Annotated in this window: 18 protein-coding genes; 14 read left to right on the forward strand and 4 right to left on the reverse strand. The window is 46.8% G+C overall.

Translation table 11 applies throughout. The features are described 5' to 3' along the window. Window positions 1-35 precede the first annotated feature (35 nt). The 5 genes from OB236_RS38880 (at window position 36) to OB236_RS38900 (ending at window position 8,456) form a co-directional block, all read left to right on the forward strand. Window positions 36-527 carry a DUF5597 domain-containing protein gene (locus tag OB236_RS38880; protein ID WP_262688836.1) on the forward strand — a complete coding sequence of 164 codons (492 nt, stop codon included), beginning with the start codon at window positions 36-38 and terminating at the stop codon, window positions 525-527. Between the two features lie 155 nt (window positions 528-682). Then, window positions 683-2,227: a glycoside hydrolase family 43 protein gene (locus OB236_RS38885; RefSeq protein ID WP_262688837.1), complete on the forward strand. Its 1,545-nt coding sequence runs from the start codon at window positions 683-685 to the stop codon at window positions 2,225-2,227. 33 nt (window positions 2,228-2,260) lie between these two features. Continuing rightward, window positions 2,261-4,294: a beta-galactosidase gene (locus OB236_RS38890; RefSeq protein ID WP_262688838.1), complete on the forward strand. Its 2,034-nt coding sequence runs from the start codon at window positions 2,261-2,263 to the stop codon at window positions 4,292-4,294. A 37-nt stretch (window positions 4,295-4,331) separates the two neighbouring features. Further along, complete coding sequence (locus OB236_RS38895) at window positions 4,332-6,344, forward strand: beta-galactosidase (protein ID WP_262688839.1); 2,013 nt, start codon at window positions 4,332-4,334, stop codon at window positions 6,342-6,344. Window positions 6,345-6,380: 36 nt separating this feature from the next. Then, entirely contained in the window at window positions 6,381-8,456 is a 2,076-nt protein-coding gene (locus OB236_RS38900) for a glycoside hydrolase family 65 protein (protein ID WP_262688840.1), read from the forward strand. 85 nt (window positions 8,457-8,541) lie between these two features. Here the strand turns inward: OB236_RS38900 and OB236_RS38905 are convergent, their stop codons facing one another. Continuing rightward, entirely contained in the window at window positions 8,542-9,210 is a 669-nt protein-coding gene (locus OB236_RS38905) for a TetR/AcrR family transcriptional regulator (RefSeq protein WP_262688841.1), read from the reverse strand. 228 nt (window positions 9,211-9,438) lie between these two features. Between OB236_RS38905 and OB236_RS38910 the strand changes: the two genes are divergently transcribed. Further along, window positions 9,439-10,605 carry an MFS transporter gene (locus OB236_RS38910; protein ID WP_262688842.1) on the forward strand — a complete coding sequence of 389 codons (1,167 nt, stop codon included), beginning with the start codon at window positions 9,439-9,441 and terminating at the stop codon, window positions 10,603-10,605. 78 nt (window positions 10,606-10,683) lie between these two features. Then, on the forward strand, window positions 10,684-12,117 hold the full coding sequence (locus OB236_RS38915; protein WP_262688843.1) for an aldehyde dehydrogenase family protein: 1,434 nt from the start codon (window positions 10,684-10,686) through the stop codon (window positions 12,115-12,117). Between the two features lie 102 nt (window positions 12,118-12,219). Here OB236_RS38915 and OB236_RS38920 read toward each other — a convergent pair whose 3' ends face one another. Genes OB236_RS38920 through OB236_RS38930 form a run of 3 tightly spaced genes read right to left on the reverse strand, consistent with a single transcriptional unit; the run spans window position 12,220 to window position 14,963 of the window. Beyond that, window positions 12,220-13,002: a sugar phosphate isomerase/epimerase family protein gene (locus OB236_RS38920; protein WP_262688844.1), complete on the reverse strand. Its 783-nt coding sequence runs from the start codon at window positions 13,000-13,002 to the stop codon at window positions 12,220-12,222. A gap of 22 nt (window positions 13,003-13,024) precedes the next feature. Beyond that, a complete protein-coding gene (locus OB236_RS38925; protein ID WP_262688845.1) occupies window positions 13,025-13,906 on the reverse strand; it encodes a TolB family protein in 882 nt (293 codons plus the stop codon). Between the two features lie 31 nt (window positions 13,907-13,937). Then, complete coding sequence (locus tag OB236_RS38930) at window positions 13,938-14,963, reverse strand: sugar phosphate isomerase/epimerase family protein (protein ID WP_262688846.1); 1,026 nt, start codon at window positions 14,961-14,963, stop codon at window positions 13,938-13,940. Window positions 14,964-15,247: 284 nt separating this feature from the next. On the opposite strand from OB236_RS38930, the gene OB236_RS38935 reads away from it, so the two are divergent. From OB236_RS38935 to OB236_RS38965, 7 genes are all read left to right on the forward strand, one after another. Then, complete coding sequence (locus OB236_RS38935) at window positions 15,248-17,053, forward strand: methyl-accepting chemotaxis protein (RefSeq protein WP_262688847.1); 1,806 nt, start codon at window positions 15,248-15,250, stop codon at window positions 17,051-17,053. 139 nt (window positions 17,054-17,192) lie between these two features. After that, complete coding sequence (locus OB236_RS38940; protein ID WP_262688848.1) at window positions 17,193-19,424, forward strand: AraC family transcriptional regulator; 2,232 nt, start codon at window positions 17,193-17,195, stop codon at window positions 19,422-19,424. Between the two features lie 167 nt (window positions 19,425-19,591). Continuing rightward, window positions 19,592-21,250, forward strand: a complete 1,659-nt coding sequence (locus OB236_RS38945; RefSeq protein ID WP_262688849.1) for an extracellular solute-binding protein — start codon at window positions 19,592-19,594, stop codon at window positions 21,248-21,250. A 22-nt stretch (window positions 21,251-21,272) separates the two neighbouring features. Then, window positions 21,273-22,253, forward strand: a complete 981-nt coding sequence (locus OB236_RS38950) for an ABC transporter permease (RefSeq protein WP_317259429.1) — start codon at window positions 21,273-21,275, stop codon at window positions 22,251-22,253. A gap of 21 nt (window positions 22,254-22,274) precedes the next feature. Further along, window positions 22,275-23,153, forward strand: coding sequence for a carbohydrate ABC transporter permease (locus tag OB236_RS38955; RefSeq protein WP_262688851.1), 879 nt, complete (start codon window positions 22,275-22,277; stop codon window positions 23,151-23,153). 271 nt (window positions 23,154-23,424) lie between these two features. Continuing rightward, window positions 23,425-24,129, forward strand: a complete 705-nt coding sequence (locus tag OB236_RS38960) for a response regulator transcription factor (RefSeq protein ID WP_262688853.1) — start codon at window positions 23,425-23,427, stop codon at window positions 24,127-24,129. Further along, window positions 24,101-25,516: a sensor histidine kinase gene (locus tag OB236_RS38965; protein ID WP_262688855.1), complete on the forward strand. Its 1,416-nt coding sequence runs from the start codon at window positions 24,101-24,103 to the stop codon at window positions 25,514-25,516. Before OB236_RS38960 ends, OB236_RS38965 begins: the two co-directional genes overlap by 29 nt. The last annotated feature ends 37 nt before the right edge of the window (window positions 25,517-25,553 follow it).

Consider the following 25,553-nt stretch of genomic DNA (forward strand, 5'->3'; position numbering starts at 1 on the left):
TGGATGACGGTGGAGGAGCCGAGAGTATTTTACTAATGGCAGCTCTCAACATTGATAGGTCGGGTTTTACGTTGAATGGGACAGGTCCTTACCTCGCACTTAGTTATGAGCTTCTTGGTAATATGTTGGGAATTATTCAGAAATACCGCGGAACAGGTAAAATGAGGGGATTCGTTCAGCATCATGATCTTGGTTGTGTGTTAGCCTTCTCAAAATACGATTTGAAAATAAGTTATAAACAGCCGCAAGAAGGAAAACCGATATCTGGTGGACTGGTTATAGAAGTCTCGGATGATGAATTTATTATGGTCGGCATCGGGTTTAAGGTTGAGTTTCTGCCTAAAGGCGGAGAACCATGCAAGGTAGGATACATTCGGATTGAGGAAGGGACTTTCATTCAAGATGAATGGATACGAGGCCGTATTCTGAACGGAGATGAAGGAGCATACCGCATAGAAATTGGAAGCGTTGCTGCCGCATTGTGTGTGGAAATGTATAAATACGAATCATTTGTGAGTATCTCATGATTTGGCTAATTCGATAAGTGAAAGTGAAACGAGCCTGAGAATGGTAAGCGAAGGTGAAAAAAATAGTCCGCTGAAAATCATAGCGGAAAGTAAGGGGATCCGCTTAGCTCTACAAGCAGCACGACCTTCATTTGTATGCAAAGGAGAACTAATAAATGCAATATACCAATCCAATCGTAAAAGGATTTTATCCGGATCCGAGTATTTGCAGGGTCAATGAAGATTATTATATAGTAACCAGTTCGTTTGGCTATTATCCGGGGGTTCCGATATTTCATAGTAAAGACTTGGTGAATTGGAAAAAGATCGGCTATTGCTTAAGTAGGGAAAGTCAGTTGCCGTTATTTCAAAGTCATGAATTTCCTAAAAGACTTGTGGGTAAGACGGGAATTTATGCTCCTACACTTCGGTATCACAATGGACGTTTTTATATGGTAACCACCAATCAGGCGCATTATCGCAATTTTGTTGTATGGGCTGAGAAACCGGAAGGACCTTGGTCCGAGCCTCTTGTTTTAGAATGGGGGGGGATTGATCCGTCTCTTTTATTTGATGATGACGGTAAAGTTTATATTTCGGGCACCAGTGCAGGACATGGTGAGCCGGAGGGTATCTATCAAGCAGAAATTGACCTGGAAACTGGAAAATTGGTCTCGGCACGTAAGCTTATTTGGGAGGGGACTGGTGGTCCATATCCCGAAGGACCTCATCTATACCGGATCGGTAATCTTTACTACTTAGTGATTGCAGAGGGTGGAACAGAATATGGCCATATGGTAACAGTTGCTAGAAGTAATCATCCCTATGGCCCGTTCGAATGCTGCCCCCACAACCCAGTCCTTAGTCATAGGAATACTAATTTACCTGTACAGGCAACCGGTCATGCCGATCTGGTACAGGCACACGATGGCAGTTGGTGGGCTGTATGTTTGGGAGTTCGGCCCACCGGGTATCCCTATCATCATAATTTAGGAAGGGAAACCTTCTTGGTTCCGGTGATGTGGTCGGAGGACGGCTGGCCTGTTTTCGGCGATCAGGGCCGTATCCATCTGGCAATGGAAGCCCCTTCGTTTTTTCATGGATATGTTGAAATGCCGGTTCGACGCGATCGATACGATTTCGACTCCGGGACATTGGGTAACGAATGGAACAGCATTCGCAACTCGATGGAAGGAATATGTTCTCTGAAAGATAGACCCGGCTGGCTGGCCTTGTACGGAACGGAATTCGGCTTGGATGATTTAGAAGCTAAGGCATTTGTTGGACGAAGACAGCAGGATTTGATTTGTCGGGTTACGACTTTGATGGATTTCTCTCCAATGAAAGAAGGGGAAGAAGCAGGCTTAACAGCATTCATGAATGAGAACAGTCATTATGACATCGCCGTAACCGGAACGAATGGAAAGAGACTGGTTATGTTCCGTCGTCGTATTGGCTCACTGTGGAAGATTGAACGTGAAGATGAAATTGTCTCGGACAGTATCATTCTATCTATCCGTGCGGATGAGACCGATTACCGATTTACTTATACTTTACCAGGCGGCGAAGAAATCGAAATTGGGAAAGGGGGGATCTTCTACCTTTCGACGGAAGTTGCTGGTGGCTATACAGGCGTATACTTTGGCATGTATGCGACTGGGAATGGGAAAGATTTCCAATATCCAGCGTACTTCGATTACTTTGATTATCAAATTGATTAAGTTTAATAAACATACATTTTAGAGGTGATTAAAATGATTTATGTAGGAACAAATTACCACCCCCATGATTGGCCTCGCGAACGATGGCCGGTAGATATCCGCATGATGAAGGAGTCGGGGTTTAATCTCGTTCGTCTTGGGCATCTATGCTGGGACAGCTTCGAGCCTTCGGAGGGCAACTACAACTTCGCATGGTTCGATGAGATCATGGACCTGTTCGCAGACGCAGGGTTCAAAGTGGTTCTCGACATTGCAACCCGCCCGGCACCGACTTGGCTGCACAAGAAATATCCGGTTATCGATATCACCGACAGGCACCGGAATCGTTTGCATGCGGTGCACCGTTATATGGAAGATGTGGGCAACCCCGTATTTCAAGAATACGCATACGGATTCGCCGAGACACTGACCAAGCGGTATGCGGGTCATTCGGCTCTGTATGCTTTGGGTTTGTGCAATGAGGTGGGCAGTGGCATCCCGACTTTCTCGGAAGAAGCGCGTCAGCGATATATGCAGTGGTTGAAGGCGAAGTACGGAAGCATTGAGGAATTGAATGGCGCTTGGGCTGCACAAAGATGGTCCCGGAAGCTAAGCAGCTTCGAGGATGTAGAGTTTCCGGTTTCTGGTGATATGAACGGTGCACCAGAGAGAATGCTGGATATGAGGCGGTTCTTTTCGGACGAGCAGTTAACCTATCTTCAAGGCTTAAGTGACATTGTACGGAAGTATGCTCCGGATGTACGGGAAACGACGAACCACTGGGGAGAAAATCCTGTGCTCGGCTTCGATTACTTGAAAGAATACAAACAAATCTTTGATTTGCCGGGAATCGGATTCTACCCGGGAGTTAATCCAGAGGACCGAAATGCGTTGTTCGGCGCCTGCCTTACAATGAACCACCGAATTAGCGAGAAGGATGAGCCGATTTGGTGTCTGGAATTCCAGACGGGTTCATTCGGTGCTTATGCGCCTCCGAAAGGTGTTCTTCGCATGTATGCCTATTTATCCATGTTATTTCGCTCGGAGGCAATATGCGCTTGGACTTGGAGATCGATGTTGGGCGGAGAAGAGCAGTATCTATTTGGACTGCTTGATCACGATGGTCTACCCGGAAGGAAGTTGGACGAATTCCGTCAATTCGCACAGGAGATGGAGAAGCTGAAATCGATCGGCTTGCCTTATCTGCCGAAGCCGGAAATTGCACTTGCTTATTCCTTCGAATCGTTTAAAGTGTCCGAAAATCAAAGAGGATATTACAAAACTACGTATCTGGAGCAAATGATGCAGACATTTCTAGCACTTGACGAGGATAATGTGGACTGTAATATCGTTAACCTACGCCATATCGAGAAAAATTATAAGCTTTTGCTAGTTCCTGGCCACTGTATCATGGACGAGGCTTCTGCCCAGACGATCAGGGCATTTGTTGATAAAGGAGGAACCGTCATTATGACGGCCTATTCAGCCAAAGTGGATGAACACAATACGGTATTTGGCACATCGATGCCTGGCAGACTTAGCGATGTGTTCGGTATTCGCGCTAATGCGTTCGAGCGCCCAGTCTATCATTATTCCGATACGAATGAAGGCGGACTTCAAAAGCAGAAAATGAATATTCGGCGTGAAACACCGAAAATTAAGATACATGATAGCATTTTGGATTTTCCGATTGATTACTACGAAATTTTGGAGCCTTCTTCGGCGGAAGTTTTGGCTACATTCACGAACCTGGAGAGCGAGCTGCCTGCAGTTAGCGTCAATGCCTATGGAAAAGGGAAAGCCGTTTATGTGGCAGTTCCTGCACAATATGAGCTTATACAAGCGTTGTTGAACCATTTTTATGTACAACTCGATGTTAAGAAGGGACCGGAAACACCGAAAGGCGTAACGGCGCGGCAGGTCGGTGACAGTGTCCTGTATGTAAATACGACATCATCGGAGCAGTGTATAAATCTTCCCGCAACTGGAGAAGGCAAGATATCGGGACGCATGTACGAGACCACTCTGCATTTGGATCCGTATGAGGTGGAAGTCATTGTAAAGGAGGAGAAAGACGATCACGAATAAGGAGAAAGACTGGAGAACGGAGCAATTTCGACTTGGTGTGTGCTACTACCCGGAGCAATGGCCGGACAATCTGTGGGAAGACGATTATCGACGCATGAAGGAGATAGGCTTCTCGGTCGTCCGTGTGGCCGAGTTCGCTTGGTCGATTTTCGAACCGGAGGAGGGTCGCAATGAGTTCGATCTGTTCGATAGGGCGATCGATCTCGCGCATAGATACGGCATGCTCGTTATTTTGAGTACACCCACTGCGACCCCGCCAGCCTGGTTGACCGCCAAGTACCCGGAGGTTTTGAACGCCAAACAAGACGGAACCGTGTACCAGCATGGCCAACGGCGCCATTTCAACTATAATGCGCCAATCTATCGCGAGCTTTGTGCGCGGATCGTCACGCAGATGGCGGAGCATTACAAAGACCATCCGGCAGTGGTTGGCTGGCAGATTGACAATGAACTGAACTGCGAGGTCAACACCTTTTACTCAATAGCTGATCATGCTGAATTCCGAGTCTGGCTGCAGGAGAAGTACGGTAATTTGCACGCCTTGAACCGAGCGTGGGGTGCGGTGTTTTGGAATCAGACCTATAGCGATTGGTCACAGGTTCATTTAACCAGACCAACGCCCAGCAATTCGCCAAACCCGCATCAGGCGCTCGATGAGAAGCGATTTTTCTCGGATAGCGCTATCTCCTTTGCGAAGCTTCAATCGGATATTCTGCGGGAGAAAGCACCGAACCATTGGGTAACGACGAACGGTATGTTCGGCCACTTGGACAGCCACCGAATGATGGATGAGACACTGGATGTGTTTGCTTACGACTCTTATCCCAATTTCAGCACAATATTTCCAGATAAAGGAGAACGACCGCTGCTTGACCGCAAGTGGAGTCTGAATCTTAGTGCGGCCCGTGACGTTTCGGCGAATTTCGTCGTCATGGAGCAGCAAGCCGGCCCAGGAGGTTGGGTGAATCGGATCGAAATGCCTTCACCGAAACCGGGCCAGATGCGGCTTTGGACATATCAATCCATTGCGCACGGCGCGGATATGCTGCTCTATTTTCGCTGGAGGACGGCGACCATGGGAACAGAAATTTACTGGCATGGCCTTAACGATTACCATAATCGGCCGAATCGCCGCATCGAGGAGGCCGGCCGTATCGGCGGTGAGTTAAAGCGGATCGGCGGGCAGCTGCTGGGCACCAAATATCAAGCTGAGGTCGGCATACTAAAGGACTACGATAATGAATGGGACGGAGAGTTGGATGTTTGGCACGGACCACTCTCTGGGAAAAGTATTTCCGGATGGTTCAAGGCATTGCAGCGCCACCATATCCCAGCAGACACAAAGTACATCCGTTCCTCTACAACCTTGGAGGATTTGGCTATATATCGTGTGCTCATCTATCCGCATCCGGCCATTATGCCGGATTCAACTGCTGAGCTATTGAAAAAGTACGTTGAAAGTGGAGGGACGCTCATTCTCGGTTGCAGGAGCGGCTATAAGGATGTGACGGGTCAGTGCTATATGCAGCCGTTCCCAGGACCGCTTGCCGACTTGTGCGGTATCGAGGTGGAGGACTTTACGCTGATCGGGCCGTTCCAGCAGGCACCAGATATACAGTGGGAAGGCGGTAGTATCCTTCAAGGAGATGCCTTCGTAGACATTCTTCGCGTTACGTCGAACAACGCTGAAGTCTTGGCCTCGTATGCCTCCGATTATTATTCGGGTAAACCGGCTCTTGTACGGAACATGCGCGGTAAAGGGTCCGCCTATTACTACGGCAGCGCATTTACCGAAGCGGCGGCATGCGCACTCATTGCCGAGATGGGCCTGATGTCCCCGGCTGCGGAATGGGCCGAGCTGCCTGAAGACGTAGAGCTTGCGATACGCGCGCATGAAGGTACAGATAAACGATATGCATTTCTGATGAACTATGCTTACGAAGAGCGGTTGGTCACCTTCTTGACCCCGCAGCGCGATCTGCTCACAGAATCTGTCCTTCATGGCGTTTTCACAATGAAGCCTTTTGAAGTGTGTGTTATCGAGATCTAACGATTCAATCTTAGCGACAAGTAGGGATGTGAAAAGATGGATAAAATCAATCGAGAACAATTAGTGCGCCGCCACAACCCCGTTGTCAGGGGTTGCGACAAATTTTCCTCTCTAACTGTGGGAAACGGGAATTACGCCTTCACCGTTGATGCAACCGGTTTGCAGACATTTCCGGAACTCTATGAAAAGGGTGGAGTAGCACTTGGTCATTTGTCCAACTGGGGCTGGCACACTTCTCCCAATCCCATGGGGTACGAGGTAGAGAAGTTTCAAAAGACCTACTACAGCACGTTCAATGGGAGAGCGATCGGATTTCCCTATATGCCGCGCGAAGAGACCAGCGAGGCATACAATTGGCTGCGGATGAACCCCCATCGCCTGCATTTGGGAGCGGTTCAATTTCTCCTTACACTACCTTCAGGCGAACCTGTATTGCCAGAAAACTTACAGGAGATTGAGCAAACACTGGACCTGTGGACAGGTGTGATCTCCAGCAGCTTCTCTTTATCCGGCGAAACAGCCACGGTACTAACTTGTTGTCATCCGAATGAAGATATTCTTGCGATTCGGGTTAAATCTAGTCTCTTGTTGTCAGGCCAGCTTAAACTGGCATTGCGCTTTCCTTATGGGTCAGCATCCTTCGGCGGATCAGGTGCAGTATGGGACCGTCCAGAATCACACTGGACTGAGATTGTAGAATCATCCAGCTACTCTGTTCGTTTAAGAAGAACGCTGGATCAGGACAATTATTTTGCCATGGCAGGGTGGTCAAATGGCACACTCGAATGCGATTCAACTGACCCTCATCTCTTAATACTTACTTCAGATATAGATGAAGTAGAGTTTGTGATTCGTTACTCTAAAGTGGAACTGTCCGCTGCACTTCCTGATTTCGAGGATGTTTTATCACGTTCTAAAAATCATTGGCCAGTTTTTTGGAACAGCGGTGGGGCTGTGGAACTGGCTGGGAGTCAGGACATTCGCGCCCATGAGCTTGAGCGGCGGATCGTGCTTTCGCAATATTTGACCGCCGTGCAGTCGTCCGGATCGCTTCCACCTCAGGAGACGGGCTTGACGATGAATAGCTGGGCCGGCAAATTCCATCTCGAGATGCATTGGTGGCATTCCGTACATTTTGCGCTATGGAACCGTACGGAGCTTTTGGCAAATAGCTTGGGCTGGTATCGTGAAATTCTCTCCAAAGCGCAAGAGCTTGCTCATTCTCAAGGTTACGAGGGTGCCCGTTGGCCAAAGTGCGTAACGGAGGAGGGCATAAATGCGCCCTGCTTTATCGAGCCTTTTCTGATTTGGCAGCAGCCGCATCCCATCTACTTTGCTGAACTGCTTTACACCGTACGAAACGACCGTGACACACTAGAGCGGTATCAAGACATCGTATTCCAAAGTGCAGATTTCATGGCTTCCTTTGCTGAATGGGATGACGTTCGCAAGCGTTATGTTTTGGGGCCGCCGCTTGCACCAGCGCAGGAAATCCATGACCATGCTGTAACGATGAATCCGACCTTCGAGCTTGCTTACTGGGCTTTCGGTTTATCCACAGCGAACCGTTGGAGGGAAAAGCTCGGCTTATCACGAGTGGAAAAATGGGATCACGTGCTGGAACACCTGTCTCCGCTTCCTGTAACGGACGGTCTATATGTGGCAGCCGAAACAGCTCCCGATACATTCAGCGGCCTGGCTGGTATCGACGACCATCCGACAATGCTCGCTCCGCTCGGCATCTTACCCGGTTTGATGACAGATCCTGAGACGATGCGCCGAACGCTTCACGAAGTCATACGTGTCTGGCATTGGGAGGATACGTGGGGCTGGGACTATCCGATGATGGCGATGACGGCGGCAAGACTGGGAGAAGGAAAGCTTGCCGTCGACCTTCTCCTCATTGCTCAGACGAAAAACACCTATCTGCCGAATGGCCATAACTTTCAGACCAGCAGGCTGCCGATCTATCTGCCCGGCAACGGTGGTCTACTGACTGCCGTTGCCATGATGGCAGGTGGCTGGTTGGGAGGTCCCGATACGGCTGCTCCCGGATTTCCACAGGATGGGACATGGACGGTGCGCAGCGAGGGAATCAATAAAATGCTATAAGATTGTATGCTGACTACGAACAAGGGGTCCATAACCAATCGATAGTCCCGTAGCGAGGCTCGTAATCAGAGACCTCGCTTTACTATTACAATGTCCGATTAAACTTTTCTACAATATGATCTATCACTGGTTGAATTTTTGCATCGTCGACAATCGACATCTTTTCCGCTTTGAATAATTGGATTTTTTTGAAATGATAATAATCATAAAGCACTTGTTGAATTGACATTTGGTTATACAGCAAATACTTAACATTAATAATTTCTCGAAGCAATATATCGTCTTGAAGCAAAATAAACTTCTCATTTACTTGATTGAAAACGCCTTTACTTTTGCCATCCTGATAGAATTTAAGGGTCTGCTGTTCGCGTTTGTTCAAAGTACCTTTCAGATCATCGTATAAATCCGGATAAGCTACTTGAAGATCCTTTAAAAATATGTCAGTAATCTTTCCTACAAGCGATACCGACTGTTCAAACAATTGTTGAAACCAAACCCCGAATGATTTCTCGCCATCCTCCATATTCCAATCTTCCTGTGTTTCTATATAATCCACAAAAATACGCACAACGCCTTCGATGACTTCTTCTTTTGAAGAAAAATGCTTATACATAGTGGCTCTGCTTACATCCATGTATTTGGCAATGTCATCCATCTTCAAGCTCTGAAAGCCGTCCTTCATGACGGATGAGATTAATTTTTTTAGCAATTTATTTCGTGCTTGATCCTGCTGTTTCTCTATGGGCATGTTCATTATGTTCCCTTCTGCAAACTCTTCTCCTCATTATACATAACAATGAAATGAATATAAACATAAAATACAAAATAGACAAATTAGATATAAAATGTTTACTTTGAATTTAATCCGTGATATTCTTCTAATCAGCGACAAGAGAGGGGCAGTGAGTACTGATGAGCGTGTAGAACCTCATGGCATGAACGTTATAGCGGAGAAAATGAAATTACAGAAAGAAGGAATACCATGAATTTGAGATCCAGGATTTCATTATTATGCCTGTCAGTAACTGCAACTTTTGGTACTATGATTGCTGCACCGGCGGTAAAGCTATTAGCTGTTGCTTTTCCCGATACCAATGCTTTACTCATTCAATGGGTTGTGACCTTATCTTCCCTATTTATTTTGCCGACTTTATTTATGGCCGGATATCTGTCCAAAAGATTTTCAAGAAAGAACATCTTAATTATTGGACTGCTGCTTTACCTTGTTGGCGGAATTGGACCTGCTTTTGCCAGCTCATTCACCTTGATATTAGTGTTCCGGGCGATTCTTGGCATCAGTATCGGGTTGATTTCTCCGACGTTCAACTCCTTGATTGCAGAAAACTATCAAGGCAAGGAAAGGACACAAATGAATGGTTTCGTTACCGCAATCAATGGAATCGGGGGAGCCATATTTCTATCCATCGGAGGGATTATTGCTTCCTATGGCTGGAGAGAAGTATTCTTCACCTATATTTATGCAGTGATACTTCTTATTCTGGTCCTATTGTTTTTACCTAAATTCCCTCCTATACAATCACATGAACAAGGTACTGAATCATCAGCAAAGCTGCCACGCTTCTTTTATGTAGTTGCGATTGCTGGTGGAGTACACGCCATGTTGTATTTTCTAATACCAACCAACTTGTCGCTATTTGTGACGGATAACGGGATAGGATCCGTATCTGCGGTTGGATATCTATCTGCTCTATCATTGATCGGAGTTTTTGTCGCAGGGTTGGTCATTACCTTGCTAACACAAGTGTTCGGAAGGATGCTTGTCCCGTTCACATTGATGGTGATGGCCGTTGGATTTTTATTGATAAGTGTCGCCCATTCTATCTGGACAGCAGCTATTGCCGTATTTTTGATCGGCTTTGCGGAAGGATTACTTTTTCCGATGACATTTAATAAGACGGCAGAAATCGTTCCGAAGGGAAGTTTAACGTCGGCTATATCAGTATTACTATCATGCATCTACGCGCTTCAGTTCATAAGCCCTTTGTTCATGAAAGGAACTCAATTGCTGTTTCATGTTTCCTCTAGTAGAGAAACCTTTATGTTGGTGGCTGCCGTTTTAGGGTTAACCATGATTGGTTATATACCCTTTGCCATAACAAGAAAGCTGCAAGAAAGACAAAGTGCATAAACCAATTACGGTTTGTACATCATGAAGTCATGAATTGGGGAACGTAAAGCGCGATAATAAAAAGGATGGTGTTTATTCATGAGAAATATAGAACGGATTTATGTAAATGGGCAATTTGTTAAGCCTTATGGCAATGAAGTACAGGATCTCATTAATCCTTCGACTAAAGAAGTCATCGGTCGCGTGACTTTGGGTAATGCTGAAGATGCACGGCGAGCCATAGCTGCAGCAAAGGAAGCTTTCAAAACCTTCTCACGAACAACCGTAGAGGAACGGAGCCAGATGCTGCATAGATTGCACGATGCGATTATGGCATATTCGGATGCCTTGATGGAGGCCAATATTAATGAATACGGTGCTCCCAAACTCGCGGCAATCGGTCGTGTTCATTTGGCAGCTGCGAATTTTCTGGATACGAAGCAAGCATTAGAGGAATTTGAATTTGTTAAATATATTGGAAAAGCTAAGGTTGTCTCTGAACCTATTGGCATTATCGGTATTATTACACCGTGGAACGCAAGCTATTCGCAAATTACAGCGAAACTGGCTTCTGCCATCGCAGCGGGATGTCCTGTTGTGATTAAGCCGAGTGAGCTTAGCGCGATCCAGACGCAGATGATAACAGAATGCTTCCATAAGGCCAATATTCCTGCCGGCGTCATCAATGTGGTTAATGGTTTGGGTCAGACGGTTGGCGCTGAGATGACCCGAAATCCAGACATTGCGATGATATCCTTCACTGGCTCCACGCTAGTCGGAAAAGAGATCCGTAGAGGTGCTGTGGATACGATGAAACGGGTGACTTTGGAGTTGGGTGGGAAGTCGCCCAATATCATTCTGGACGATGCAGACTTTTCTACAGCCATTCCAACCGCGATTAAACAATGTTTTACTAACAATGGTCAAGCATGCGTTGCGGGGACACGATTGCTAGTTCCCAAACATCGACTTGAAGAAGTAAAACGATTGGCTAAGGAAACTGTTGAAACTATGAAAGTGGGTAATCCGTGGGATGAAGATACTATACTTGGCCCTATTGTAACGGAGAAGCAATATAACCAAGTTCAACGATTCATCAAGTCAGGTATTGAAGAAGGTGCGGAATTGGTCATCGGAGGAGAAGGTCATCCTGATGGTCTGCAAAGGGGTTACTTTGTTAAACCAACTGTTTTTGCTCATGTTACTGAAGATATGACTATTGCAAAGGAAGAGATATTCGGTCCAGTATTGTCCATTTTGACCTATACCACAGAAGACGAAGCCATCGAGATGGCCAATAATACGGATTATGGCTTAGGGGCATACTTAAGCTCTTCTAACATCGAGAAAGCAAATGAACTAGCCTCCCGCATTGCGGCTGGGGTTGTGCTCATCAATGGAGCCAGCTTTGAAATGAAAGCACCATTTGGAGGTTTTAAACATTCTGGAATCGGCAGGGAATATGGCGTGCATGGTCTTGAGGAGTGTTTGGAAACAAAAACGATAACGGGTTATGATTCTGTATTGAAATAAGACAGGTGGCCGACAATTGTCTGGATGGACGAACATGAACGACAAGAAAAACTGCCGCTAGCACTGTAACGGCAGTTTTTTGGCGTTCATTACACCAGCTTCTTAAGATTTGCTCTGTGCCTCTTTTACAGCACGTCGTAGCGTTAATAAATCATGTTCTGCTTCCAGGTATTCGTTGGTGCCGCCTCGGAACTCCAAGGACCAGCATCCCTTGTAGCCAGCTTGGTGAAACAGTTGTATCTTTTGCAGCAGCTCCTGCCCCGCAAAATCCACAAAAGCCCGGTCGAACTGAACATGAGCGGTGAAAGGGGCAACTAATTCGTCTCCAATTTCTTGATCTGTCAACCAACGGCTCACATTAAGTACAATGCCGAATCCAGGAGAGGATATTTCTGCATATAGCCGTTTAAGATTGTGGGGGACCTGGGAACCCTTCTGGTGAGTCTGCGGGCCAACCCGAAACCCATGATCATGGGCATACTGCGCGTATTCCCGGTAACGTTGGACACAAAGCTCAAATTGTTCATTTGTCAGCTCTAATGCATTTACGCCCATATCAATCCGCAGTGTTTGAACGCCCCACCTTCGAGCAATGTCAAGGTGTAGGAGCGCCTTGCGATAGCGCTGTTCACGAATGTCAGGATCGTCATGCCAAATGTCGGCGCCATCTACAGCAAGGTTCGCAACGGTCAATCCTTCTTCATCCAGGGTTTCCTTGATGCTCTGTATGTAACCTTCCTCCGTAGATGCCAACATGCCGCTCCAAATATCTGCATGATGAAGTCGATAGCGGTATTTGATGCTTTCTAAATAGCCGAATAGATTGATTTTCCCTGCTTTGAATAAAGCATGGAATGACCATGAACCGATAGAAAACGCTTCCATGTGAACACTTCCCTATTAGTTATTAGTCCTTCAGTCTGTAACTCACAAAAGCCAGCTGTCTGCTGTCAGGTGCCCAGGAGTTGACGTTGATGGTGCCCTGCCCCCCGAACAGCTTGACCAGTGTACGAAATTCGCCTCTTGAACTGGACATTAAGCGAATTTCTACATCTTTGTTTGCTGGATGGTCGCCAGGGGCAACATCGCCCTTGCGGTAAGAGATAAAGGCAGCCGATTGTCCGTCGGGTGAGATATGGGGGAACCAATTATTGCTCTCGTCGAATGTCATTTGTACTTGCTCGCTGCCGTCTGCCTTCATGCGCCACACCTGCATGAGACCCGTCCGTACCGAATTGAACCAAATGTAGGTGCCGTCCGGCGAATATTCCGGGCCATCATTAAGTCCGGGAGAATCGGTCAATCGTGTTTCCTTGCCGCCGTTTGTTGGAATGGTGTAGATATCATACTCGCCGTTCCGCTCTGCGCAATAGGCCAACGTGCTTCCGTCAGGAGACCAGCCGTGCAAATAGCTGGGAGCGAGTGGCGTGACCAGAATTGGATGACCTCCCTGCAGGGGGAACGTGTAAATTCGGGACTGACCGTCTTCATAAGTGTGATGGCTTACCGCGACGTTCGAGTTATCCGGAGACAGCACATGGTCGTTGTTGCATTGAATGGCGTATCCGGACTCGATCACGGTACTTTCCCGAGTTGCCATGTCAAAGGAGTAGAGGCGGCCCAAGCTGTTATATATGAGTCGTTTCCCGTCGTTAGTCCAGTTAGGAGCCTCAATCAGGAAATCGAATTCGGCCAACACACTGCGTTCGCCGCTTTGCACATCCACGGTTTCCAGGCTACTGAACACATTTCTGCCTGCAATTTTGCGGGGTTCTTTTAAAGTATTCATCGTTTGTTCTCCCTTTGTTCCATAGTTATGATTATTTGGTTTTTGTGCTTGCTGAAGCGGCTCTTATTTGTTCAAGGAAATTACGAATTTGTTCAAAAGGCGGTTCGGCGAGCTGGTTCGGATGATTGGGATCACTATTCACCCAAAGCGTCTCGAGCGGAATATGTCCGCGGTAATTGCTGTAGCGAATGCGGGTAAACAGTTCTTCAAGATCTACCTGGACATCCGTATCCGGAGAGGTTGGTTTTTTCTTGACCTGAAAGTTTACGGTATAGGGAAGCACGGCTTCGATATCGTCATACCAGCTATAACCAATTCCGGTACGATCCCCAAATCTTTTGTAGCAGCCTGTATCATTCACCACGCCGATATTGGGGTGATCCACCCATTCGAGAATCCGGATCACCTGGTCGGCTGTTGAAGTCATGTCTCCATGATTTTGCATACCGATCTTGACACCTTTTAGAGCGCCATAATCGGCACATGCTTGTAGAGCGGGCACAATTCTTTCTTTAGCAATCGTTTCCCAGTCTGTGCTCAAAATGTCCTTGGAGATTTCGCCCGTGAACACACGAATGACAGGTGCACCCATGACGGCAGCGACATCAATCCAATACTTGACACGTTGTATATCCAATGCCCTTCTTGCTTCGCTAGGGTCGGCAAAATCGTTCTTAACACCCGTTCCACTGATGGCGATCCCCAGTTCCTCACATAGCTGCTTAATATTTCGGGCATAGGCAAAAATCTCTTCATCCGATTTGGTCGGCATTGTGAGATTATCATACCCTGGAATGTAATACGAGGTAATATCCACGGAATCAAACCCCGCTTCTTTGGCAAATCGGATAGCCTGCATGGTGTCGATTGGAGGTGCACCTTCTGTGCTTCCATTCAACCACGAGCTCAAATTATGACTGAAGCTGTAGAAATTAAGGCCGAGCTTATAATCTCCTGTGTAATAAGAATCTCTGCGGCTGTCAATTAGATAATGGCTGGTAGGAATTTGTTCATAAACGCTAGCGAACTGATCTTCATTAGTTTGCATCGGACTCATGTCATTGCTCCTCTCCATGCTTTCCCATAATAACAATGCTAGTATACTCTATTTTGGTAGTGAAGCCTGAATCAATCTTTTGATTTCTGATGCAATAGTATGATGGAGTCAACGATTTCTTATCATTCGTTTAACAAGATTCATCAATCGATGATGTTCTATAGGTTCATATAGATTTTATCTATTACATTAATCATAATAACAAATAAAATTGATATTCATCTGACATTTCTCCGTTACAGTTATTAATAGGAAGCCAAGCTTGTGATGGAGGAGATTTATGTATGAAGATTAGAGAATTACGGTTACATCGTGGTTGGTTGGACAGGGGATGGGCTGCTATTCAAACTTCGACTCTCACACTCACCGTAAGAAAAAAACTGCTGGGGTCTTTTTTGGTAATGATTGTACTTCTAGGTGTACTTGGATGGATCAGCATGAGCAGAATAGCGTCGATGCAGCAGGAAAACGAGAAAATCACGAGCTCCTGGTTATTTAGTATAGAAACGATTAACAGGATCAATTTGCTGGCTGAACAAATGCTGGCCCTGCAGGCGACGATGATCATGGAGCCAAATGAGGACAACAAAAAGCAGTTTATGCCTGAGGCGGGAGAGCTGTTCACCGCGATTGAAGGCAATATGGAGCAATACGCAACCAAGATTAGAACCGAAGAGGAGCAGGCTTATTTCGATGCGTTGTCTAAAGCGTGGAGGAATTACAAGGATTATTATTCCGATGCCTTTGTCTTGTCAACGAGAGTGAACTTCGTAGAAGGCTCCGGCACGTATGCAGGTCAAATCACGAAGATGCTCACCAGCTCGCAGGGCGCCTATCAAACGATGCAAAATCAGATTAATCTGTTAGTCCAACTGAATCATGATGGCGCAATGGCCTCCACGGAGGAAAGCAAGCGGCTTTATCAAAACGCGCTGAGGGATACGATCATCACGCTTCTTGTTGCTGTAGCGGCAGCCATCGGATTATCGATGGTGATATCCAACCATTTTGCCAATCCTGTCAGGCAGGTCTCGTTAGCACTGCAGCGAATCGCGGAAGGTGATCTGACACTGAACAATCTTCAGGTGAGCAACCGCGATGAAATCGGTCAGTTGGTGACTTCCTTGAACAAGATGTCTTTGAATCTGCGGACACTTTTGTTGCAAATACAAGGCGCATCTATCCATGTAGCTGCTTCCTCTGAACAGCTTCTGGCAAGCTCCGAGAAAAATGCCAAGGCGGCTGAACACGTCACGCAGTCCGTTCAGATCGTAGCTGCGGGGTCGGAGAACCAGATGCAAAGCGCAACGGAAACCAGCATGGCGATGGAGGAAATGACCATGGGCGCGCTGCGGATCGCTCAGTCCACGGCCGAAGTCTCAGAGCTGGCTATCGAAACATCTCGCCAGGCCGAAGCTGGGAACAGCACGATGCAAGCTTTTGTCGGTATTATGAACAACATTAGTGATTCGGTTAGACGCTCCGGGGAAGAGATGCATCGATTGGAAGGACATTCTCATGAAATTGGATCGATTACGAAGTTGATCGGCGATATAGCCAAGCAAACGGTTATGTTGGCACTGAATGCAGCCATTGAATCGGCAAGAGCCGGAGAGCACGGACGTGGATTTGCAGTCGTTTCCCAAGAAGTGCGCAAGCTGGCAGAGCAATCTAATGTAGCTGTTAAACAAATTACGGACATCATTAATAAAATTCAAAATGATACTCAGCATGCTGCAGGTACGATGAGGCAAGGACTACACGCTGTTGAGCAAGGGATCACTGCCATCGAAAACGTAAGCAGCTCTTTTTCAATCATTGTACAGTCCACGGAGAACGTAACTGATAAAATTCAGGATGCAGCCTCGGCGGCACAGCAAATGGCAGCCAGCTCCCAGCATGTTTCCGCCTCTATTCTAGAAATGAGCAGTATCGCACGAACCTCCTCCTCTTCCGCCAAAACGGTGGCAGCCACAACAGACGGACAGCTCGTTTCCGTTAACGAAATTACAGCTTCTGCCTATTCATTAAGTCATGTAGCTCAGGATTTAAGTGATCTGGTTGGCAGCTTTAAGGTAACCGCCGAATAGTCGCTCGACTGCTCTTACAGGGCAGCGTTATACGGACAGAGCAGGCCTGTGTAATCAGGCTCTTTCTGTTTTTTTCTTCTTCATGTATAATATGGAAAAACCTCTGGGATACAGGAGAAAGCAATGAGCAGAAGGCCGTATGAAAAATAAATGGTTCTACCGTCTACTATTTTCTTATTTTCCGATTTTCTTCAGCCTGACGTCCGTGCTGATTATCATGACGTTTCTTCTGTTGAGTGAGCTTTCCCAAAGGGAAACGGTGAACGCAAATCAGCAGTTTGTTCGTCATATCATTCAATTATTCGATCATTCCCTGCAGGAAATCGACAGCGCTCTGATCAAGGAGATCGAGACCGACGAGCGGCTGAGGGCTTTTTTTCATGGGGATAATGGGCAATCTTATTTTGATAAGTATGAAATATCCAAAAAATTCACGCAGATGAGCACATTTGACAGCTTTGTTGACTCTGTTTATTTATACCGTTATTCCGATCAAATGGTGTTAAGCACGAACACCTTTGTGCCGCTGGATCGGTTTGGAGATCGTGAATTTGTGGAAAGCCGCGTTGCTGCCGAGACACTGTATACGCTTTCCAACAGACGCTCCTATAAGGAGTTTCAGGATCAGGAGCGGTTTCCGGCATCAGTTGTCTCGATTGTGCGTAAGTACCCGCTTCTGCAGGGTGGCGAAGGCTTGATCGTGGTCAACATCGGTTTGTCCAAGGTTGACAAGCTGGTAGCCGAGATGTCCGGGTCGAGCAGCTATGTAGTCATCAAGGATGGCAGCGGGCAGCTGATTTCGACACCATCTCGAAAAGACAATAGTCCAGGATCCCAACTGTCTCAGGTGGTATCGGATTATACCGGTTGGCAATTCACCGGAGGCTTTTATGATGATCATACGTTCCGTGTTGCGACCGTATTTTCATACATTTGGGTCGGTGTCGGTTTGATTGTTGTCATGGCCGGCACGATATGGATGACCTACGCGACCCGGCGCAATTACAAGCCGATTCAAGAAATTATGAACCGCATTCAATTGTACTCCAATCATCGAAGCAAGCTCTCCAAGAAGGGACAGGATGAGTTCAAATTCATCGAGCAGGCGCTGGATGATCTAATTGAGCAGTCCAACACCTACGAGAAAATGCATGTGGAGGATTCCGTATATCGGCGGAAGCATTTTTTCTTCGAGCTGCTGGAGGGTTATCGTCTGATTGACATCTATGAATGGGAGAGAGAGCTGGAGCGGCTCAAGCTTCCCACGTCCTTTCATTCGCTTGGAGTGGCGGTATATGAAATCGATAAGTACTATGAGGTGACGGCGAAATATTCTCAGCGCGATTTATATTTGCTCAAATTTGTATTGAAAAGCGTGGTTAAAGAGGTGGCGGAATCCTGCGGTGTGACCGTATGGACGGAGTGGACCGCGCAGCATCAGCTTACGGGTTTGTACCAAAGCATGGAGGAATCGGTGGCGGCGGAAGCACATATCAAGGAAATGGCAGAGCGGGTACGGGCGTGGGTGCAGGCTAATCTGGATTATACGGTGACGGTAGGTGTAGGTGGCTGTGTAGAGCAGATTGCCGATATCCCGGTTACCGACAGTGATGCCATAGCAGCTCTGGCCTATAAAGCCAGTATGGGGCTAAATCGTGTAATCTTGTACCAGGACGCTCGAATAGGAGAAGGACAATCGTATCGGGATTTACAGCTAATTCGCGATTTTGCCCGTGTATTCCGAACAGGCAGCGAGGACTGGAGACTGATTTATGAGCAGATTTTTCAGCAAACGCGTGCAAACCGGCAATCACGGGAGGAGCTTGTACAGCTTCTGAACTTATTTATTGATCATTTATATCGGGAAATGATGGAGCTTTCAGCAGATATTCAGGACGTATGGAAAACAGATACAATACTGCAAATCAACCGGCTGCGGGATACGTTTGATCTTGTGGAGGATGCAGAGGTGCAGCTTGCCAGCATCCTGGCAGCATTCGCGGACCAAATTCGTGACATGCAGCAGCAACGAAGTCACTACTCGTTAATCTGTCAGGTTAGAGCCTATATCGACAAGGAATATGCCAATACGGAGCTATCTTTAACCCACCTGTGTGATTTATTCGGTCTCAATGGCAAGTATGTGAGTCGTCTATTCAAGGAAACGTTCGGCGAGAAGATGGTCGATTATATGATGCGCGTACGAATCGAACGAAGCCAGCGGCTGCTGGAGGAAACTTCTCTATCGTTGCAGCAAATCGCTAACCAGGTTGGCTATATTCATGATATTTCCTATATTCGCGCATTCAAAAAGCTTATCGGCACAACGCCTGGAGATTATCGCAAGCAGTATGAGAAAAGCCTGTCATGACGGGCTTTTTTCTTTTCGGTTTATTGCGGATGTTTGGCTAGTTGCGCGGTTTTGACCATTCGGTTAGTCGTCGGAAACATGTAAATTGCGCTGTTGGTCGTTGGGAAGCTATAGTGCAATCAGGAACGAGGCTGTAAAAAATTTAGACGACAAGGGGAGTACCAGACATGGCACAGCAAGGTTGGAAAACAAGAGTCAGGAAAGGCACGTTGTTATTAGCAGCGACCGGTGTATTTGCAGCAGGTTGCAGCACGAATTCGGGACCCACCAACGGAACAGGCAGTTCGGCAGTGGCTACGACTTCAGAGAAACGAGGGAACATAACCGTATCGATTTACGATCGCAACAATATCCCGCCGGAGGAAGGCAATTGGGAGAGAAATCGTTGGGTAGAATGGGTTAACAAGAACGGGCCAGTGGATGTCAAATATGTGCCGGTGCCGCGCTGGGAATCACTTCAGAAATTTAATGCGCTATTTGCTACCGGTACCGCACCTGATCTTGTTCTGGAATACGATGCTGGCTACCGGAACCAATGGTACAGCCAGAAGCTGCTTATGCCGCTGGATGATGTGATTGAGAAGCATAGCACGAGCTACAAGGAGTTAATGAAGCAGTTCCCGCAACTGAAGAAGCTGGGAACAAAGGATGATGGCAAAATATATGAAATCGGCAAGGTTACGCCTTTATCGGCACTTCACCGCATTTATATCCGTGAAGACTGGCTGCAGAAGCTTGGAATAACAGCACCCAAGACAACCGAGGAGTTTTTGACTGTGGCCAAGGCGTTCGCCTCACAGGACCCGGATGGCAACGGGAAAGCGGATACGTTCGGGCTTAATTTGAGCGGTAATGCGATGTCCATCATATCCCATATGTTCGGTTTTGGCGAGGTGCAGTGGCGCTTTGAGGGGGATAAGTTCATTCACGAGTGGGATCGGATTAAGGCTTCGGTTGCCTTCCAGAAGGAGCTATTTAACGCGGGAACTGCCGATAAGGACTTTCTGGCGGATAAAAACGGTGAAAAGGCTAAGCAGGATTTCCTGTCTGGCAAGCTGGGCATGTATCTGCATCAGGACATCAATGATAAGGATCTGGACGCGTTCAAGAAAAATAACCCAGGTAGTAAGCTCGCGATACTGACACTGCCCAAATCACAATTCGGGCAATACAGCCCGGTCGTTAGCAGCCCGATTCAAATGGTCGGTGCGATCAATGTGGGAGCCAAGGACCCTAAAGCGGTTATGCAATATGTGGATTTCATGATCAAGCCGGACCATGCAAGAACGATTCAAAGCGGTGTTGAGGGTACACATTGGAGCAAGGACGCTGTCGGATGTCCGAAGCCGATCGATGCCGAGAAGAATAAAAAAGAAATCACGTATACGGGTGACCTTGGGATGATGGCATCCACACTGTTATTTGGCAAATGCTCGTTCAGCGCACAGAAGCCACAGGACACGGAAACACTCAAGCAGCTGCGGGAGCTGGCTTTGCAAGCAGACAGCGCATATGTATCCAAGGACCGCCCTATACCGACCTTGAAGCCTGAGTATTTACCGGTATTGCCACAGGATCTGTCCCTTGTCGTCAAAAATTCGGAGCAGCAAATTAAGGACATATGGCTCAAAGCGATTGTCGGCGGAGGAGGTTATACCGCAGAGCAGGCACTTGCCGATGCCAAAGGAATATGGGATAAATCAGGCGGCCTCAAGGTCGACGAGTTTTACGCTAAATGGTATGAGACCAACAAATCGAAGGCGTTTCTGCTTGATGATTTATACAAATTTGGCGAAGACGCTGTGAAGCTGTACTCGGATAAGTAAGCTCGAAGGGAGTGAAGGCCCGATGGGCACATCTAATCGTACGGAATCAAATCGGGTGATTGGCTCTATGCAGCCGCAGGCTGGTAATCGCACTACCGTTAAAGGTTTTGCCAGTAAACGGTTTAATCGTAATCTGCCGTTGTTAATCATGTTCATTCCGGTTATCGCTTTTTTTATTACCTTCCGTTATATCCCGATGCTGGGCGGTATCATCGCCTTCAAGCAGTATAATCTAATGCAGGGTATTTGGGGCAGTCCGTGGGCGGGTCTCGATAATTTTCGCATGATCTTCCAAAACCCTCAAACACTGCAAATCATCCGCAATACCTTTATACTCAGCTTCATCAATATCGTGATCGGCTTTCCTTTTCCGATATTGGCAGCGGTCATGTTGAACGAAGTGCGGCGTGTATGGTTTAAAAAATCGGTTCAGACGCTGCTGTATCTACCGCATTTCTTCTCCTGGGTCATCGTAGGGGGAATTGTCGTGACCCTGTTTGGGGCGCAGGCAGGTATAGTGAACACGGTAATTACAGCGCTTGGGGGCGAGCCAATTCAATTCCTGTATCGGGTAGATACCTGGATGACGATTTTCTTCGGTTCGTCGATCTGGAAGGAAGCGGGTTTCTCCGCGATCATTTATTTAGCGGCCATCAGCTCGATTGACCCGCATTTGTACGAGGCGGCGAGTATTGACGGAGCGAACAAAGCAAAGCAAATCTGGCATGTCACCCTGCCTGGTATATTGCCAATCATGACATTAATGCTCATTATTGCGATGGGTAATGTCATGGAGGTTGGCTTTGACCGTGTGTACAACTTGCAGAATGCCTCCGTTTCAGACGTGTCCAGTGTAATTAGCACATATATTTATACCGTAGGCATTCAAGGCGGGATGTACAGCCTGACAACGGCGATGGGTCTGTTCGAATCGGTGATCGGGCTTGTTCTCGTCGTGCTGGCTAATGCTGCTGCCAAGAAATTTAATCAATCGCTATGGTAACGGGGAAAGGAGTATAACGTCATGAGATTGTCCTTAGGCGAAAAGGTGCTATATGCGGTCAATTATTCGCTGCTCTTATTGGCGGGGCTTAGCTGTCTGATTCCGCTGCTGCATCTGGTTGCCCTGTCTTTAAGTGAATACGACGCAGTGGCTTCAGGGTTTGTCGGCATCTGGCCGGTCGGGGTTAACCTCGATTCCTACCGGTCTTTGATGGATGGCACACCGCTTGTGAAGTGCTTCCAAAACAGCGTAGTCATTACCGGCTTCGGCGTATTGTTCAGCATGCTATTCACGATTCTTGCGGCTTACCCGCTGTCCAAGCCTTATTTTTACTCACGCAAGTTTTTTACAATGGCTATCGTGTTTACGATGTTGTTTGGCATTCAGGTAATCCCGGCTTTTCTCGTTAACCGTGCGCTCGAAATTGTCAACACGTACTGGTCCCTTTGGCTGCCGGGCTTGATCAGCGCCTATAACCTGCTTGTGCTTAAATCGTTCTTTGAGCAATTACCAGAGGAAATGAGCGAAGCGGCGCAGATGGACGGCTGCAATGAATGGAGGCTGCTATGGCAAATCGTACTGCCGCTGTCCATGCCGGTGCTTGCGACATTGATGCTATTCTATGGTGTAGGCTACTGGAACGCTTTCCAGAGTGTACTGATCAATATTAACGATTCCAACAAGTTCAATCTAGCTGTGCTCGTGCAAAATATGATCGCCAACCAATCCTTACTGCAAAGCATGAATAACTTGCAGCCACAGGATATCCAGGAGCTGTTGACACCACAATCGATTCGGTCTGCCGGTATTATTATAATGATCGTTCCGCTGCTGGTTGTGTATCCTTTCCTGCAAAAATATTTTGTTAAGGGCGTCTTGATCGGTGCCGTAAAAGGGTAGCCATCGTTCGATTCGGGTTTAACACCGTGTAACTATTGACAGCCTATAATTTCGAGAGTACCATTCAATATTAAGGACAGGTCCTCGTTAGGTGAGGCTGTAAGTTTGCTTAGTTGAATTTATAATGAAACGAGATATCGATGAAACAGCCAGCTCTCTCTGATCCAAGGGAGAGCTTTTTTTGCGGTGAAGGATATATTCGTAATGTTTACGATCAGTCAATATGCTAGATACAGAGAGCTGAGCGTTTGCGTTTTTGAGGGGGATTGGGTTGGATACTTTAGAACGTAATAAAGTTCTCATCGTTGAGGACGATGATCATATAAGACGTTTTGTAGCGATTAATTTGGATAGAAACCATTTTAGCGTCAGTGAAGCCGCTTTGGGTGAAGCCGCTCTTGGCATGCTTGCTGTAAGTCGGCCTGATGTGGTTGTACTGGACATCATGCTCCCCGATATGGATGGTTTCGAATTGTGCAGAAGGCTTAGAGATTCGGACCCGGATATCGTCATCATCTTATTAACTGCACTCGGACAAGATCAGGATAAAATTAAGGGGCTTGAGCTCGGAGCTGATGACTACATGGTAAAACCGTTTAATCCACTGGAGCTTGTTGCCAGAATCAAAACGGTATTACGCCGTACCCAAAAAGTTGCTGGACTCGATAGAAAGCTGCTTCAGTCAGGCTCGATTATACTTGATCTGGATTCCAATAAGTTATTTAAACAGGATCGTCTAATCGAAGTTACCCCCAAAGAATATCAGATGGTTAAAGTATTTCTGGAAAACCCGGATAAGGCATTATCGAGGGATAAGCTTTTGAACCTGATTTGGGGAGAGGATTATGTGGGCGATCCCAAAACGGTGGATGTCCACGTTCGCAGACTTCGAGAAAAGCTGGAGGACGATTGCTCCAAGCCACAGTTGATCCAAACCGTATGGGGGCTTGGCTATCGTTGGAGAAAGGACGGTTGAATGGGTGGGTATTCAAAAAAGATTAGTAGGAAGCTACCTGATCGTTATTTTGATTACAGTTGCCATTCTGGAAATTTTCCTTATGGTTTCGGTGAAGTATTATTATTACCACAATATAGAGCGCATTCTGATGAATCAAGCGGAATTATCCGCTTCTTTTTTTCATCAGTATTTTGCAGATGAAGATTTACCGAAACAATCGGAACGATTATTGAACGGATTTGCCCAAAACTCCGCTGCACAAGTGCAGATCATAGGTTCAACCGGGCAGCTTCTTCAAGACTCTACGGGAACTCTAGCCGGTAAAAGCTTGATCGAATATCAGGATGTGCAATCGGCGATCAACGGAAAGGTCGGAATATGGAGAGGGAATGAGCTATCCACGCATGAAAATATATTGGCGGTGTCCTATCCGTTACAGGCTAAGGATATCACCGTTGGGGCGGTCAGATTTGTAACTTCGCTAACCGAAATGACAGAAACGATCAACCGTATTTTTACGCTCTTTATTACAGTAGGCTTATTTGTTGTCGCTATTGTCACGGTTCTCGGCATCTTTTTGTCCAGGACTATTACGACTTCAATTACCGAGCTTAAGCTGGCTGCAGATCAAATGGCGGAAGGAGATTTTTCGGTGACAGCCAAGAAACGATATCGAGATGAGTTGGGTTCGTTGGCAGATACGTTAAATACGATGGCAGCTACGATTCGGCAAAACAATCAGCTCAAAAATGATTTTATTTCATCGGTTTCTCATGAGCTACGCACTCCTTTAACATCGATTAAGGGCTGGGCTGTAACTTTAAGGACGAGCGATGAGGACAGTGGTTCCCTACTCAAGGATGGTCTTGAAATCATCGAAACGGAAACAGACAGACTAACCGAGCTGGTCGATGAGCTGCTTGATTTTTCCAAATTGGATAATGGACGTATGATTTTAAACTGGAATTCACTACATATGACGGAATTCATTCAGCATATTGGTAAGCAGTTGGCTCCGAGGGCTGCTCGACAAAGTATTTCGTTGTACGTTCACGTTAACGATAAGTTTCCTGTTATTCAAGCCGACGAAAATAGGCTGAAGCAGGTGCTGATTAACCTTTTAGATAATTCACTTAAATTTACAGATCCACATGGCAGTATTCAGCTGGCCGCTGACTCGGATCACGAATATGTCATTATTTCCGTAGAGGATACAGGACAGGGGATTCCTGAGGGAGACCTAGCTCATGTTCTTCAAAAGTTTTACAAGGGAAGTAGCCATGCCGCAGGAAGCGGTCTCGGGTTATCCATTTCGGAGCAAATCATCAGGCTGCACGGCGGGCGGCTGCTCATAGAAAGTCAAGAGGGAGTAGGAACAAAGGTCAAAATTTTTCTTCCCAAGTAGATAAGAAATCAATTTTAACTTTTTCATAACCTTTTGT

It is taken from the genome of Paenibacillus baimaensis, assembly GCF_025567575.1.